Origin of the sequence: Bacillus sp. FJAT-45066 (assembly GCF_002335755.1) — a bacterium.
GTDB lineage: Bacteria > Bacillota > Bacilli > Bacillales > Bacillaceae_I > Bacillus_CD > Bacillus_CD alkalisoli.
On the sequence record NZ_NISQ01000001.1, the window covers coordinates 2,886,789 to 2,901,757 of the forward strand.

Below are 14,969 nucleotides of genomic sequence, written 5' to 3' on the forward strand. Positions count from 1 at the left end.
TCCGAATCCTCTAAATCTACAGGTCTTTATTAATCGTTTGATCTTTCATCAGTTGTTTTCCAGCTTTTTTATACTGATATTTTGCCCACCAGTTTATTGTTGTCCCGACAATTCCTTTTGGGAAGAACATGACTACTAATATAAATATTGACCCAAATAGGATAATCCATCTCTCAAAAATCCAATGTACTTTTGCTAAATCCATTAATCCGTGCTTAGCAAATTCAATGAGTGCCGCTCCAACAATCGATCCAAATAATGTTCCTACCCCACCAATAATCGTTATTAAAAGTGCATCTAGGGTAAGTTGAACAGAGAGTACAGACGTGTTGACAAACCGCAGACTCATTCCGTATAAAATCCCAGCCAAACCAGCAACAACTCCCGCTACAATGTTGGCCGTTACTTTATAATGCATAATCTTAAACCCAAGCGATTCTACTCGGGATTCATTTTCTCGTATTGCTTGTAGAACACGCCCCATTGGAGACTCTGTGAATCGCTTTAATATTAAGAAAATAATCACCATAAATGACAATGCAACAAGATAAAACATCATCCGGTCACGGAATAGTTCCGGGATTACAAACGTAAAACCATCATTTCCCATCGTTACAGAACGCCACTTTTCCGCTAAGACGACAAACAAGCTGGATACCGCTAGCGTTAACATCGCAAAGAAATGACTTTTTAATCGCAAAGTAAGAATTCCTAATAAAAAGCTGACAATAGAAGTGAAAATAATCGTAATGAATGCAGCCAACAAAACGACTTGTATACTAGGTCCAAAGGTTTTCAAACTAACTCCTACCGTATACGCTCCTATACCAAAAAACATGGCATGCCCGAACGAAACGATACCAGAGTAACCTAGTAAAATATCATAACTCATCGCAAAAGCCGCAAAGATAAAAATTTGTGTAAACATTATTAGTAATGTTCTAGAATCATTAACAAATGGAAAGGCAAATAATCCAGCTACAATCATCGCTAATACTAGCTTGTAACGAGGAATTTGTTGTAGGCGCAATACACTACTCATTTAACCGCCTCCTTCATTCCCATTAAGCCAGATGGTCTAAAGACTAATATGGCGATCATGATAAGAAAGTTTACGGTAAGGGAAATTTCTGGTAGAAAAAAGGCTGCATAAGCACCTAACACTCCTACAAGCACTGCTGCTAGCATAGAACCTAACACACTTCCCATTCCACCTATAATAACTACGATGAAAGCTAATATTCCGTACTCTAAACCAATTTCAGCATAGATTACTCCTGAATATGGTCCAAATAGTAGACCAGCTAGTCCTGCCATCCCTGATCCAAGCATAAATACAAATAGAAAGATTTTACGTATATTAATACCTAATGCTTGCACCATTTCCTTGTTTATTACACCTGCGCGAACAATTAATCCTATCTTCGTTTTATTTAATAAGAATAAAAGACCAATAAATACTAATAGCCCTACTCCAATAATAAACAGTCGATATTTAATAAGTAGTATATTTCCAATCTCCCAACTTCCCTGCAACCAACTTGGGTAAGGCGCTACCATAATGTTTGGCCCCCATACAACTTTTACGAGTTCACTTAATACGAGCATGGCACCAAGTGTTATAAGAATTTGTTGTATGTGATTACCGTAAACTGGCTTGATAATAAAACGCTCTAGTAAATATCCAAGTGCAACACCAGCTACAATAGCTGCTATTACTCCAACGATATAGCTCCCACTATTCACAAATGCCCATATCCCAGCGTATGCTCCCCATAAAAACAAGGCACCGTGAGCAAAATTTAAAACATCCATTAGTCCAAAAATTAAAGTTAATCCAGCTGCAAGTAAAAAGATTAACATACCGGTAGCCAATCCGTTTATTGTTATACTAATAAACTGTTCCATTGCCTTCCCCCCTTATTTACTAGGCAATGCCTAAATAGTGACGTTTCAACTCTTCATTATCTTTCAACTCTGTCATTTTACCTTCATGTTTAGATACACCATCGTCTATAATGTAAAAATGATCCCCAATTGTACTTGCCATCACAAAGTTTTGCTCCACTAAAACGACTGTTGTTTTCTCTTTCATTTGCATAATAGATTCCATTACTTTCTCAACGACGATAGGAGCTAATCCTTTGCTAGGCTCATCAATTAGTAATAGGCTGTTGTCATTTACATATGCTCTAGCTATGGAAAGCATTTGTTTTTGACCTCCACTTAAATGACCACCATTCTTTTTCCAAAACTTCTTTAAATCTGGAAAAAGATTTAAAATCCAGTCAAGCCTTTCGAGTGTTCCATCATCTTTGTTCTTCATCGCAACTTTCATATTTTCCTCGACTGTTAAACTACCAAATATACCTTGATCTTCCGGTACGTATCCAATCCCTAAACTTGCTATTTTGTGCGTTGATAAACGATGAATATCGTTCCCTTTAAATTGTATGGTACCTTCCTTCACTGGGTTTAAACCCATAATAGACCTTAACGTCGTCGTTTTACCTGCACCGTTTCTACCTAGAAGGACCGTTACTTCTCCTTCTTTTACTTCAAACGATACACCTTGTAAAATATGGTATTGTTGGATATATGTTTGAATTTGATCTACTTTAAGAAGCGTCAATGGACAGCCCTCCTAAATATGCTGATTGAACTTGTTCGTTTTTCATAATTTCATTAGGGTCTCCATCCGCTAACAAACTACCGTGGAATAACACCATAATGCTATCGGACAAATCTAAAACCATGTCCATCTTATGTTCAATTAATATAATTGTCCGGTTTCGGTCGTCTCTTATTTTTCTAATGACATCTAGAATCATAGGTACTTCCTCTAAGGACATACCTGCTGTTGGTTCGTCTAATAAAAGCACTTCACTCTCTAAAGCTAAAAGCATCGCTATTTCCAGCTTGCGCTTTTCTCCATGCGCAAGGTTAACAGCAAGTTCATTCGCCTTATTATCTAACATCACCGTACTTAACAGTTCTTCTGTTTTTTGGTTTATTTCTTTGTATTGTGTAAAATGTTTTATTAAGTTATATCGAACGCCAAACTGAGACTGTACAGCAAGGCGAACATTTTCGTGACATGAAAGTTGCGGGAATACATTTGTAATTTGAAAGGAGCGTCCTATTCCTAAACGCGTCCTCGCTGTTGGGGAGAGGGAAGTAATGTCTTTCCCTTTATACATAACAGTTCCATCCGAAGGTTTTAATTGCCCACTAAGCATATTGAAAAAAGTTGTCTTCCCTGCTCCATTTGGCCCAATAATAGATTTCAACTGGTTTCGCTCAATTTGAATGGAAACATTATTTACCGCAACATGCCCACCGAATTTTATAGTTAAGCCTTTTGTTTCTAAAATTATGTCCATCCTTTTCACTCCTTCGCTTAAATGATAGAAAGGACGACCGCTATGTGCATAGCACGTCGCATCTCGGTCGCCCTTTTGCAATCACTTATCTTTTATTCATAATTGGTGGTGCACTCTCTTCTGGAGAAAGTTCACGTACTAAAACTGGCACCGGATAGTCAAAGCCATCTACTTTTTCTAAAGTAATCGCATACATCGTTTGCAACGCTTGATGATCTTCTGGACGGAATGTCATAGGTCCTTTTGGCGTATCAAATGTCATTCCTTCCATTTTTTCAATTAAAAGATCTGTGTCCGTAGAACCATTTGTATCTTTTAATGCTTGAACAATAGCCATCGCCGAAGCAAATCCACCTGGTGTAAATAAATCTGGCATTTGTCCGTTATGACGTTTTTGGTGCTCTTCTACTAACCAATCGTTAATTTCGTTGTTTGGTAATGTATGATGGTATACGGTAAAGCCTTGCATTCCTATTACCGCTTCCATTGTGTAAAGTGCAGCGATATCTGGAGCACCTGTAGAAAGCTTAATTCCTCTTTCTTGTACTTTCATATCATTAAGCTGACCCCAAGGAGAGTTTGCTCCTGCCCAAATAACAAACAAATAATCCGGCTCAGCATTTATAATACGTTGAATGTTTGCTGCAAAGTCTACTCCAGCTGGGTCTCCATATTCTTCATGCACAACATCTGCTCCTAAACTTTCAGCTGTTCTAACAAACGCACTAACTCCATCACGTCCGAATGCATTGTCCTGTGCTAATGTAGCTATTTTCACCCCTTCTTTAGCAATAGCAGCTGCTCCAGCAATAGCATCTTGAGAAGAACTACGACCAGTACGGAAAATATATTTGTTCCAGTTTTCTCCAATAATACTGTCTGCCACCGCTGGCTCTACTACCATAATCTTTTTATATTCTTCCATTAGTGGTAGTACCGCTAGCGTGTCACCCGATGAAGAAGATCCAACGATAAAATCTACTTTATGATCTTCTAGTAATCTAGTTGCTTTTTGTACGGCAACATCTGGTTTCGTTTCTGTATCCTCAATAATGAATTCAATTTTCTTCCCTGCTACTTCCATCGTTCCACCAGTTGCATATTCCAAACCAAGCTCAAATCCTTTAATTGTTTGGGCTCCATATGCTTCAAGCGCACCTGTAACAGATGTTAATAAACCAATTTTAATTACTTCTTTTTCCCCATCTGCCGGTTTTTTATCTCCATCCGTAGATGTATCATTTGAACTACATGCTACTAACATAAATAGTGCTAAAACAACTCCTACCCACCCTAGCCATTGTTTCTTTCTCATTTTTTCTCCCCCTTGATTAAAAATATTTAATTATTAATTATTATGAGGGACGGAAGTTACATCCAAGTTACACCATTTAAACCCTATCCCCCTATACATATGGCTAGTATATATGGTGGGAGTTGCAAAGAAGTTACACTGTTCTATAGATGATAAGCCCACAAAAAACGGGTGCTGATGAAGGCAACCCGTTGGTGGTGTAAAATGCATAAGATGTTTTAGAGATTATACAACGTTATTTGCTGATACCGATTCTCTTAATAAGTCAAGCACCCTCACCGTGGACTCCATTGGCTCCACTCCCAGTTCCTCTTTTAAATGCTTTTTACATTTTTCAAAAATTCTTATAGCATAAGATCTATTATTTTTTCTGTAATGACAATACATTAATAAACGGTAAGCTTCTTCCCAGCAACTATCCAGCTTAACAATCTTTTCACATAATGAAATTGCCGTTTCAAAGTTTTCTTCCGCTACATAAATTTGTGCTAACTTCTCTGCTCCATGTAAATAATGTATTGACAGTTCTTCTTTACATTCTGTACACCAATCTTCATAGCGACGAGCTGGTAAGTACTCTCCTTTATAAAGGGCAAGCCCTTCTTCTAATTTATTTTTTGAAACCGCTCTTGATCGCTCATCCAATCCTTTTTCCACTAATTCTTTAAATTGGTAGGCATCAATCTCTACTCCAGCATTTTTATTAATCCCATACCTAGTACCATCTCTCAAAATAAAGAAAGGAGTTTCCCTTGGTTTTCGCTCTGGTTCTAACACTTTGTTCAATGCATTTAATGCAACTTTAAAATCTCTTGCAGCAGCCTCTTCGTCTTGCTCCCCCCACAAATGATAGACAATTTCCTCTTTCGATAGTAGCTTGTTATTGTTTGTAACAAAAAGTTGAAACATTTCTTTAGCCTTTTCTCGTTTCCACTCTTTGTCTAACACTTTTCTTTGCCCTAACCAAATCTGAAAATCCCCAAGTGTTTCCACTTTAAGGGTATAACCAGGGTGAAACGAAAGGTCTTGAAAACCTAACTGATTCAATAGTCGTTCTAGAGTATACCCCACTTCTTTTTTCGCACTAATAAACATCGGTATCATTTCTTGAATATCTTTTGGCCCAAAGAGAGTAAGCGTTTTCAAAAAGAAAGGAAACTCCTCTTGTTCTTGTATAAATCTTTTTAAATACATAGTGGATAGTTCCTTATTTTTCGTTACATTAGCTAAATTACTTAGCCAATAATGATTAACCATTTTACCGTAAGCACAGTGACACTCTGTAAATCCTTCTTCACTTAGTGCCAATTCTTTTTCTGCCATTGTAAAATTATCATTGTAGTAATGGGCAATTCCTAACGCTAAATGTATATAAGAAGATAACCATACATCTTTCACTCGATTAGGTTCTTCTAAAGCCATTCTTCCGGCTTTAATAGCAAGTTCATATTCTCCAATTCTTCCATACAAAACGCATAGACCCATATATGCCTCGGATTTACCTCGCGACATATTAATTTCATCCATTAAAGTTAATGCCGTTTCATAACATTTTATTGCCAATTTCGTATCATACCTTCTTTGTATTTGTACAGCATGACCCATTCTTATCCAACCACATGCCTCTACAAAAGGAGACTTACGGTTCGCTCCCCTTAATATACCTGTCTCCGCTAAACGCTTTGCCCTTTCTGCATCTCCCATATAGGAATAGACAATGGATAAGATTAAATCTGTTTCTCTATGAGATTGAGAAAGTCTATTTTCTTGTACTAAATTTCCTTTATTAATTTCTAACAATTGCTTTGCCTTTTCTAGTTTCCCCGTACGTAAATATTGTCTCGCTTCAAGCTCTATCTTTTCAAACGCACTCTTTACTTCTCTGCATTTTTTTAACCACGTTTCCGCTTCTTTCGCTTTTCCAAGATTCACTAAATTTTCGGCCATCAAGCTATATAGATGAATGATTCTATTCTCGTCTTCTTCTTTCCCTTCCATTAACATGATTGCTCTAGCTAAATAGCTACTAGCTTTTGCGGGTTGGATTGTATCTAAAAATATTTTTGCTTTTCCTTCGTTCCCTAAACTTTCTAACCGTTTTTCTTTTATATACTGAGCATTTTCTAATAATTGGTCATAGCATGTAAACGCTTTCTCATAATGGCATAAATATCGGTTTATTTCTCCTTCTACGAAATAAACAATAGGATATTTTCCTTTTATCGATGTTGGCAATCGATCAATTACTTCTGCTAGATAATCGATTTTCCCACCTATCAACATGCTTTGTCCATGTACCTCTAATAAACTTCCTACTTTATCATTATTCTCCATCTGCAAATAATGATATATTGCCCGCTCTTGCTGGCCTTTTTGTTCATAGTACATACCCATTTTTGTATGCAGCAATTGGAATAACGGTACATTCATCCTTAATTGCTTTTCTAAAAAATCTTTAAATAGGGCATGATATCGATACTGATTTATACCGACTTGATAGATAAATAAGTTTTGGTTCAATAGCTCATTTAAGTAAGTTGTGGCATTTTTTATATCTAATACATCTTCAATCATATTAATATGTAAATCATCTATTATACTCGTTGATATTAAAAAATATTTTGTTTCATCTGGTTGATTCGTGAAGATTTCTAACGCTAAATATCTAAATAACTCTTCCCTTGTCTGGTCTTCCCAATGATGGAATAAAACATTTCCATTTAATTTCATTTGTTGCCAGATCATCTGAATTGCAATAATCCATCCTTCTGTTCTTTTCATTATTTCCAATACATCTTTCATCGTCATTTCCATTCGATAACTATCAGTAAATAATACTTCCACTTCCTCTTCTGTAAAAGTAAGGTCTGTTTCCGTAAGTTCAAGCATATCCCCATGAACTAATAGCTTTGTGAACAAGTCCCATTTTGGCCTGATCCTACTAGATAAGACAAAGTGCACATGTTTTGGAAGATGTTCAATAAAAAATAAAACAAAACTCTCTATAACTTTCGAACTCTCCATTGCATGAAAGTCATCTAGCACTAAAATAAACGTTTCCCTTATTTTATATAACTCGTTAATAAACTCCGTGCAAAGATAAGACACTTCTCTTTCAAGTGTAATGGCAGATTCTGAATGAACGTATTCCAGAAGCCGTTGACCAAAATTAGGATATGTATGCTGAATAGCAGAGATGATATGAATGAAGAAATGAGAAAAATGATTTTCTAGAGGTGTAATTGTATACCAGCAATATTTTTTCTCTTGATTTGTTAACCAATTTGCGATTAAGGTACTCTTACCGTAACCAGGGCCAGAGTGAATGAGTGTCATTTTATATTGCTCAAAGCTTTGTAACTTTTTCATTACATGCTTTCTATGTATATTGGTTTCTTTTATTAAAGGAGGCGTAAACTTCGTTTTCACAATCGGTATACTTTTAATCATGATATAACCTCTCTTTTTGTCCGAAAATTCTATTATTTTAATAGTAACATAGTAGGTTGCTATTTAGGAGAAAACGAGTTCAACTTATATCGACAAGAATGGACAAACTCCTTAGTGAGAATAAGCTATTTGATTCTAAATTATTCTTTACCACAAAGTTGTTGATTTTTTTGTACAGATTTATTTTTCAGGCTATGTTTAAGCTTAGTGTTGATTTCATTTGAATCTAGCTGTTGATTGGAGCGCATATCGTAGACTCCTGCGGGAGAAGCGGGAAACGGGAGACCCCACAGGAGCGTATGCTATGAGGAGTAGGTTTTTTCACGATAGTGAAAATAACCTTCCTCTTTAACGCCCGCGGAAAGCGAAGATATGCGCGGAAATCAACAGCGGTCTTTAACACAGCCATTTTTTAAAAATCAAAAAAGAGAGGAAATAATCTCCCTCTCTCTTGCTTTATGCGTTATTCACTGCCGTTTTTAGTTCTTCGAATCCAAATCGATTCACAAACTTCGCTAACACTTCTCGTTTTTTCCCATTTGTAGCATAAATATCAAGTAGTGTTTCGACTGTTTTGTATAGGTCTTTTTCTGTTAACCCCTCAGCGAAAAGCTCTCCTGTCCTTGCATCTTTACCTTTCGCTTTTCCCCCAACATATAGGTCGTAATGATCTTTCATTTTAATAACACCGATATCATTTACTAGCGGCTCGCCACATGCTGTAGGGCAGCCAGTATATGCCGGTCGTACCGTAAATGGTACAGGCTTTCCTGCGATACGGCGGTTCAACTCAATTGCAATCGGCATACCTTCTTCTTCTGCACCTTTACAAAAGTTACACGTTCTTAAGCTTTTTACAAAGTTGCCAACAGGGTAACATACTAATCCTACTTCTTCAAAAGCACGTTTTGCTTCTTCTACTTCACTTTCCAAAACGTCGATATATAGTTGTTGAAAGGTTGTTAACTCTATTTCATCTTCTTCCTTCATATAACTAGCTAGTACCAATAATTGTTTACTAGTTAACTTCGCACCAAAACTAATTCCCCCATTGACTGCGAGCTTTACTTTTTTCTCCAAATCGTAACACCCCTTCATTGAGACATATTACTCTGTAATTTCTAATACAAACGGGAAAGCGTAAACCGTTCCATCGAGTTTAAATTCTGCCCAAAGTTTATACATACCTGGCTTAGAAAAGTGCGCTTCAAACACAGGTAATTCTTTACTTGATGGATGGACGTGAATGAATTCTTCCATTACTTCATCAATAATAACTACATGCCCTAAAGCACCTAAATATGGCTCTGGTTCCCCACCGTTTATGTTAAACGATAAGACAATATGGTCTTTCATCGAAAACGAAGATACATCTAACTCTACTTCGTAGTCACCAATGACTTTCACCCAATCTGATTCTTTTTCTAAAGTTGCAGGATCCCCGTGATGGTGGTGGTCGCCAACCATTAAGGACATTGGAGCTATTCCGTATGACTTTTCGTTTGGTTTAATATCCACATATACTTTATACATACCTTCTTCAAGGTCATAGTTTGTTTGGAACGTACCACTAGTTACTTTTTCTGGATGTAAATGAATAAAGGTTTCTAGGTCTTCCTTCACAATGATTAAATGCATTAATTTTTCATGTGTTACTTTTAAATCATCAAAAACATTTCCGTCAAGGTCATGCAACGTTACCGTTAGTTTATTGCCTTCTTTTTCAATAGAAGGAATTACTTCCGATTCGCCGTGTGCATCCCCATGATCTCCATGCTCGCCATGGTCATCACCGTGCTCTTCTTCGTGACCTTCTTCGTGATGTTGATTTTCTTCCTCATCGACTTGATGGTCGCCATGATGATCCGCTTTCTCATCTTCTGCATAAAAAGAGTAAAGGGAATATCCACCTATAACTAACCCAACATAAAGTACTCCTGATATAACCCACTTTAGCAAATTACTCACCTCTTAAAGTTTCACTTTTTGTAATCGTAAAGCATTTAATACAACGGAAACGGAACTAAATGCCATCGCAGCTCCCGCTACCCAAGGTGCTAAAAACCCTAGTGCTGCTATTGGAATCCCCATTGAGTTGTATGCAAACGCCCAAAATAAGTTTTGTCTAATGTTTCTAATTGTTTTTTTACTCATGATGATAGCATCGGCAATGCTGTTTAAATCGCCGCGCATTAATGTGATATCCGCTGCTTCCATCGCTACATCTGTCCCAGTACCGATAGCCATACCGATGTTGGCCGTTGCTAATGCTGGCGCATCGTTAATTCCGTCTCCAACCATCGCAACATTTTTTCCCTGCTCTTGTAACTTCTTAATCTCATCTGCTTTTCCTTCAGGTAAAACCTCTGCAATAACATGGTCAATACCAACCTCAGCTGCAATGGCTTGTGCCGTTCTTTCATTGTCACCGGTGATCATCACAACTTCTAGCCCTAAATCTTTTAAACGTTTGATTGCTGCTTTGGACGTTTCTTTTACCGTATCAGCTACAGCAATAATTCCCGCATACTTATCATCAATAGCAATCAGCATCGCTGTTTTTCCGTCTGTTTCCAAATCATTCATTTGCTCTATTGCTTGTTGAAAATCTATATTATGTTGAGTCAGTAATCTTCTTGTTCCAACTAAAATAGCTCGATTATTAATAGTCGCTTCTATCCCAAATCCCGGTATCGCTTGGAAAGAGGACGGGCTTTCTAAAGAGATCCCTTTTTCTACAATCCCTTCCACAATCGCTTGTGCTAAAGGATGTTCAGATTGTTTTTCAGCACTCCCTATAAGCGCTAACACTTCACCTTCTGAAAATCCATCTGCTAATAAAACATCTGTTAATACAGGTTTACCGTTTGTAACTGTCCCTGTTTTATCTAACACAACTGTAGTTAATCGATGTGTTTGCTCTAAATGCTCTCCACCTTTAAAAAGAACCCCTAGTTCTGCTGCTCGCCCTGAGCCAGCCATTATAGACGTAGGTGTTGCCAAGCCTAATGCACATGGACATGCAATAACAAGTACAGCAATGACGTTAATTAATGCTAAAGTAAAGTTTCCTGGGTCAACGATAAAGTACCATACAAGGAAAGTGATGATTGCAATGACCACCACAATCGGAACGAATATACCTGATATTTTGTCTGCAAGACGTTGAATTGGCGCTTTAGAACCTTGCGCTTGTTCGACTACTTTAATAATTTGAGCTAACGCTGTTTCTTTTCCAACTTTTGTTGCTTTAATTTTAATAAAACCGTTTTTATTGATCGTTGCACCAATTACTTCGTCTCCAATTTTTTTATCAACCGGAATACTTTCTCCCGTTAACATGGATTCGTCAACCGCTGTATGACCTTCGATTACCTCTCCATCAACAGGTACTTTTTCCCCGGGCTTCACATAGAGAATATCACCAGCTATTACTTCATCTAATGGAATTTCTTGTTCTTGACCATCACGGAATACAGTCGCCGTTTTCGCCTGTAACCCCATCAATTTCTTTATTGCTTCTGACGATTTTCCTTTTGCACGTGCTTCGAACACTTTTCCAAGTAAAATTAATGTAATGATAACAGCACTTGTCTCAAAATAAAGATCTACCATATGAGCGTTCGTACCTAATGCCTCTATTCCTAGGTAGATACTATAGAAATAAGCGGCAGATGTACCGAGCGCAACTAGCACATCCATGTTGGCACTTTTATTTCTTAGTGACTTATAAGCGCCTTCATAAAACTGCCATCCAATATAAAACTGTACTGGAGTTGCCAGTGCCATTTGCACCCAAGGGTTCATAAACATATCTGGCAAATAAATAAAACTAGTAAAAGAGAAATGACTTACCATTGCCCATAGTAAGGGCAAAGTTAATATTGCAGAGAAAACGAATTTTCCAGTAAGTTTTTCTAATGCCGCTTGCCTATGATCTTTCGTATCCGCTTCATTATCTACTTTTAAAGTAGCGCCGTATCCAGCTTTTACGATACGCGCCACAATATCTTTTGGAGATAAAATAGAAGGGTTATAGGCAACTATCCCTGTCTCTAATGCTAAGTTGACTGTTGCTTTGTCCACACCTTCCATTTTGTTTAACACTTTTTCAATACGACTAGAACAAGCAGCACACGTCATACCAGTAATAGCAAACTCTACTTTTTCTTTCACTACTTGGAAACCTAACTTATGGATTCTGTCTTCAATTTCTTGCATGGAGACTTTTTTATTGTCGTACTGTATCGTAGATGTTTCTAACGCTAAATTGACATTTGCCTCATCTACTCCATCCATTTTATTTAAAACTCGCTCAATTCTACTCGAGCACGCTGCACACGTCATACCGCCTATTTTTAAATGTGCTTCCTGTTTGTTTTGTTCAGCCATTATTTTGTTCACCGTCCTCTATTTTATTCATATACCACGCGGGGGTATATTTTATTGGTGAAAAAACGTGCTTTATGTGAGCACGTTATTCTACTTCATAACCTTCTTCGTCAATTGTTTCTTTAATTTTTTCTACTGTAACTTTAGAAGCGTCAAAGTCTACCGCTACTTTTTTTGCGCCTAAATCTACAGCTACCGTTTTGACACCGTCTAAAGAACCGACACTATCTTCTACTGCTTTCACACAATGTCCACAGCTCATACCATTTACTGTTAATGTTACGTTTTCCATCTTAAACACTCCTTTTATTTCATCAGTCTTTTGACTGTAACTAATAGTTCATCAATTACTACTTTGTCACCTTCTTGAATGCGTTCGACAACACAAGATTTCATGTGGCCTTCTAGTAGGAGTTTTCCCACACTATTTAAAGCAGATTGAATTGCAGCAATTTGTGTTAATACATCATCGCAATACGTATCTTCTTCAATTAAACGCTTTACGCCGCGCACTTGACCTTCTACGCGGTTAAGCCGTGAAATTAAACTTTTTTTATCTGCTTCCGAGTGATGACTTTTTCGTTTATTATCTAAGTTAGAGTGGCAACAACTTTCTTCTGTTGTTTCTGGCAGTTGTTGCTCAGGTAGGTTTTCCATCTAGTTGACCCCCTTTTGATTATAGAGTAACATACCCCTATACGGTATGTAAACCCCTATAAGGTATGTAAAATAAAAAAGTTTAAAAATTATTACGGTTATTGGAGGTGATTTCACGATGAATGTTGCTGATTTTTTTATCGATGTATTAGAGGCAGTTGGGCCACTTGCTATTCTGTTGAGTATTATGGTCAATGTTGTAATTAGCATACTAGGCGTGGTGCCAAGTTTTTTTATAACAGCCGCAAATATTGCCGTGTTTGGCTTTTGGACCGGTACAGCTGTGTCATTTTTAGGAGAGTCGCTTGGGGCGATTGTTAGCTTTTACTTATATCGTAAAGGAATTAAGGCTTTTGCTCCAAATGTGTTGGAAAAATATGAACCACTAAGGAAATTGCAACGAACATCAGGCTCTGAAGCATTTTATTTAGTTGTAGCTTTTCGTTTGTTCCCTTTTATGCCGTCCGGGTTAGTAACATTAGCAGGTGCAACAAGTGGAATGGGCTGGCTAAATTTTGCGGTGGCGAGTACGCTTGGAAAGGTTCCAGCTTTGTTAATAGAAGCGTATTCCGTTTATCAAGTTATGCAGTGGACCTGGGTCGGACAAGTTATATTAGTTGGTGGTGCGATTGTGTTGGTTGGGATGGTGTTTATAAAAAGGCGGAGAAATTAGCTTGTTAATATATGGTAGGTGCAGAATAACATTGGTGCACCTCAACTTTGCACGATAAAGATTATCCCTCACTAACTTCATAAAAATAAGTTGTTGCTTTAGTGTTACTTTTTTCGTTAGGTAAATTTAGTTGTTTGATTATCCGATAGGCAGCATATCTAGACACATTAAGAAATTGAGCAATCTCCGCTACGGTGAAAGTTTGACTTATTAATAAGGCGTAGTGCCTTACAGAGAAAATATGTGCGTCCGGGGATTTGAATAGACAATTTGGACATGTCCAATAATGATTCTTTCTTATCATACCGATTAATTTGCAACTCGGACAATGGATACCTCTTACTAATTCTGATTTTTTAACGTTGTAACCTGAAAGAGTGTCTTGAACTTTTTCAAAATGACTTTTCAGGAGTAATTTAGTTATTTTTCTTATATTGGTTTTGGAGAAGTGTTCTGTAGTATATGCTGTTAGGAGTTTTTGTATTTTTATCGGTACGTTGTAACCATGAAGAACACGCTTTGATATGTTAGAGTTAAATCTAGTAGTTTTAATTATCGTCTTGGGGTTACTAAAAACAACAAGAGGAATGATTGGTATAGAAGGAAATTTATTTTGCTCCATCCACTCTTTCAGTTGAATTTCTTGGAGAAGTACTTGGGATATTGGATTTCTCATCCCCTCATCAAATCCGTTTAAACTTCTAATAACTTGTTCAAACTCTCCATCAAAAAGGACTGTGCCACTCCAATTCTTCACTTCAATTATTATCATTACACATGCAGATACGATAAGTGTATCAATCTGAAATGTCTTGGAACCTACAGAAATTTTCAAATCATGAAAAATGTGGAACTCTTTATCTTGAAAGAAACTCAAAAAATACTCTAATTTTCGTTCCCCACTAAATCCTACTCTCCACTTTGTCAAATCAGCTAGAATTGTTGGTTTAATGGAATGTCCATTAGGCAATCTAATATCCATTGCTTCTAAACTTTCAAGAATAAGTGGTAATTTCCTTTCTTTTTGTACTACCAAGGTTTAATGTCTCCTTTCAACATGATTTCGTAAATATCATAATATATTTTTGAGTAATTTTCA

The 14,969-nt window shown here is 37.0% G+C and carries 13 protein-coding genes; 1 reads left to right on the forward strand and 12 read right to left on the reverse strand.

Annotated features, from left to right (window positions below):
• Positions 1-16: 16 nt before the first annotated feature.
• From CDZ92_RS14550 to CDZ92_RS14600, 11 genes are all read right to left on the reverse strand, one after another.
• Positions 17-1,042 (reverse strand): branched-chain amino acid ABC transporter permease, encoded by a 1,026-nt coding sequence (locus tag CDZ92_RS14550; protein WP_096155898.1) that lies wholly within the window; start codon positions 1,040-1,042, stop codon positions 17-19.
• Positions 1,039-1,908 carry a branched-chain amino acid ABC transporter permease gene (locus tag CDZ92_RS14555; RefSeq protein WP_096155899.1) on the reverse strand — a complete coding sequence of 290 codons (870 nt, stop codon included), beginning with the start codon at positions 1,906-1,908 and terminating at the stop codon, positions 1,039-1,041. Before CDZ92_RS14555 ends, CDZ92_RS14550 begins: the two co-directional genes overlap by 4 nt.
• A 19-nt stretch (positions 1,909-1,927) precedes the next feature.
• Positions 1,928-2,632 (reverse strand): ABC transporter ATP-binding protein, encoded by a 705-nt coding sequence (locus tag CDZ92_RS14560; protein WP_096155900.1) that lies wholly within the window; start codon positions 2,630-2,632, stop codon positions 1,928-1,930.
• Positions 2,619-3,383 carry an ABC transporter ATP-binding protein gene (locus CDZ92_RS14565; protein ID WP_096155901.1) on the reverse strand — a complete coding sequence of 255 codons (765 nt, stop codon included), beginning with the start codon at positions 3,381-3,383 and terminating at the stop codon, positions 2,619-2,621. Before CDZ92_RS14565 ends, CDZ92_RS14560 begins: the two co-directional genes overlap by 14 nt.
• 85 nt (positions 3,384-3,468) lie before the next feature.
• Positions 3,469-4,698 (reverse strand): substrate-binding domain-containing protein, encoded by a 1,230-nt coding sequence (locus tag CDZ92_RS14570; protein WP_096155902.1) that lies wholly within the window; start codon positions 4,696-4,698, stop codon positions 3,469-3,471.
• Between the two features lie 225 nt (positions 4,699-4,923).
• Complete coding sequence (locus CDZ92_RS14575; protein WP_096155903.1) at positions 4,924-8,148, reverse strand: BTAD domain-containing putative transcriptional regulator; 3,225 nt, start codon at positions 8,146-8,148, stop codon at positions 4,924-4,926.
• Positions 8,149-8,604: 456 nt separating this feature from the next.
• Positions 8,605-9,228 (reverse strand): nitrite reductase, encoded by a 624-nt coding sequence (locus CDZ92_RS14580; RefSeq protein ID WP_227521560.1) that lies wholly within the window; start codon positions 9,226-9,228, stop codon positions 8,605-8,607.
• 27 nt (positions 9,229-9,255) lie between these two features.
• On the reverse strand, positions 9,256-10,107 hold the full coding sequence (locus CDZ92_RS14585) for a hypothetical protein (protein WP_096155905.1): 852 nt from the start codon (positions 10,105-10,107) through the stop codon (positions 9,256-9,258).
• A 12-nt stretch (positions 10,108-10,119) separates the two neighbouring features.
• Positions 10,120-12,540 carry a heavy metal translocating P-type ATPase gene (locus tag CDZ92_RS14590; RefSeq protein WP_096155906.1) on the reverse strand — a complete coding sequence of 807 codons (2,421 nt, stop codon included), beginning with the start codon at positions 12,538-12,540 and terminating at the stop codon, positions 10,120-10,122.
• An 85-nt stretch (positions 12,541-12,625) separates the two neighbouring features.
• Positions 12,626-12,832, reverse strand: coding sequence for a copper chaperone CopZ (gene copZ / locus CDZ92_RS14595; RefSeq protein ID WP_096155907.1), 207 nt, complete (start codon positions 12,830-12,832; stop codon positions 12,626-12,628).
• Between the two features lie 14 nt (positions 12,833-12,846).
• Positions 12,847-13,197 carry a metal-sensitive transcriptional regulator gene (locus CDZ92_RS14600; protein ID WP_096155908.1) on the reverse strand — a complete coding sequence of 117 codons (351 nt, stop codon included), beginning with the start codon at positions 13,195-13,197 and terminating at the stop codon, positions 12,847-12,849.
• A gap of 118 nt (positions 13,198-13,315) precedes the next feature.
• Here CDZ92_RS14600 and CDZ92_RS14605 point away from each other — a divergent pair, with 118 nt between their 5' ends.
• A complete protein-coding gene (locus CDZ92_RS14605; protein WP_096155909.1) occupies positions 13,316-13,870 on the forward strand; it encodes a TVP38/TMEM64 family protein in 555 nt (184 codons plus the stop codon).
• Between the two features lie 61 nt (positions 13,871-13,931).
• Here CDZ92_RS14605 and CDZ92_RS14610 read toward each other — a convergent pair whose 3' ends face one another.
• Positions 13,932-14,906: a nuclease-related domain-containing protein gene (locus tag CDZ92_RS14610; protein ID WP_096155910.1), complete on the reverse strand. Its 975-nt coding sequence runs from the start codon at positions 14,904-14,906 to the stop codon at positions 13,932-13,934.
• Between the last annotated feature and the right edge of the window lie 63 nt (positions 14,907-14,969).

Excerpts from the sequence above, each read along its gene's own strand:
- CDZ92_RS14565 (WP_096155901.1), bottom strand. The coding sequence starts at position 3,383 with ATGGACATAATTTTAGAAACAAAAGGCTTAACTATAAAATTCGGTGGG.
- CDZ92_RS14590 (WP_096155906.1), bottom strand. The coding sequence starts at position 12,540 with ATGGCTGAACAAAACAAACAGGAAGCACATTTAAAAATAGGCGGTATG.
- CDZ92_RS14575 (WP_096155903.1), bottom strand. The coding sequence starts at position 8,148 with ATGATTAAAAGTATACCGATTGTGAAAACGAAGTTTACGCCTCCTTTA.
- CDZ92_RS14570 (WP_096155902.1), bottom strand. The coding sequence starts at position 4,698 with ATGAGAAAGAAACAATGGCTAGGGTGGGTAGGAGTTGTTTTAGCACTA.
- copZ (WP_096155907.1), bottom strand. The coding sequence starts at position 12,832 with ATGGAAAACGTAACATTAACAGTAAATGGTATGAGCTGTGGACATTGT.
- CDZ92_RS14600 (WP_096155908.1), bottom strand. The coding sequence starts at position 13,197 with ATGGAAAACCTACCTGAGCAACAACTGCCAGAAACAACAGAAGAAAGT.
- CDZ92_RS14550 (WP_096155898.1), bottom strand. The coding sequence starts at position 1,042 with ATGAGTAGTGTATTGCGCCTACAACAAATTCCTCGTTACAAGCTAGTA.
- CDZ92_RS14555 (WP_096155899.1), bottom strand. The coding sequence starts at position 1,908 with ATGGAACAGTTTATTAGTATAACAATAAACGGATTGGCTACCGGTATG.
- CDZ92_RS14605 (WP_096155909.1), top strand. The coding sequence starts at position 13,316 with ATGAATGTTGCTGATTTTTTTATCGATGTATTAGAGGCAGTTGGGCCA.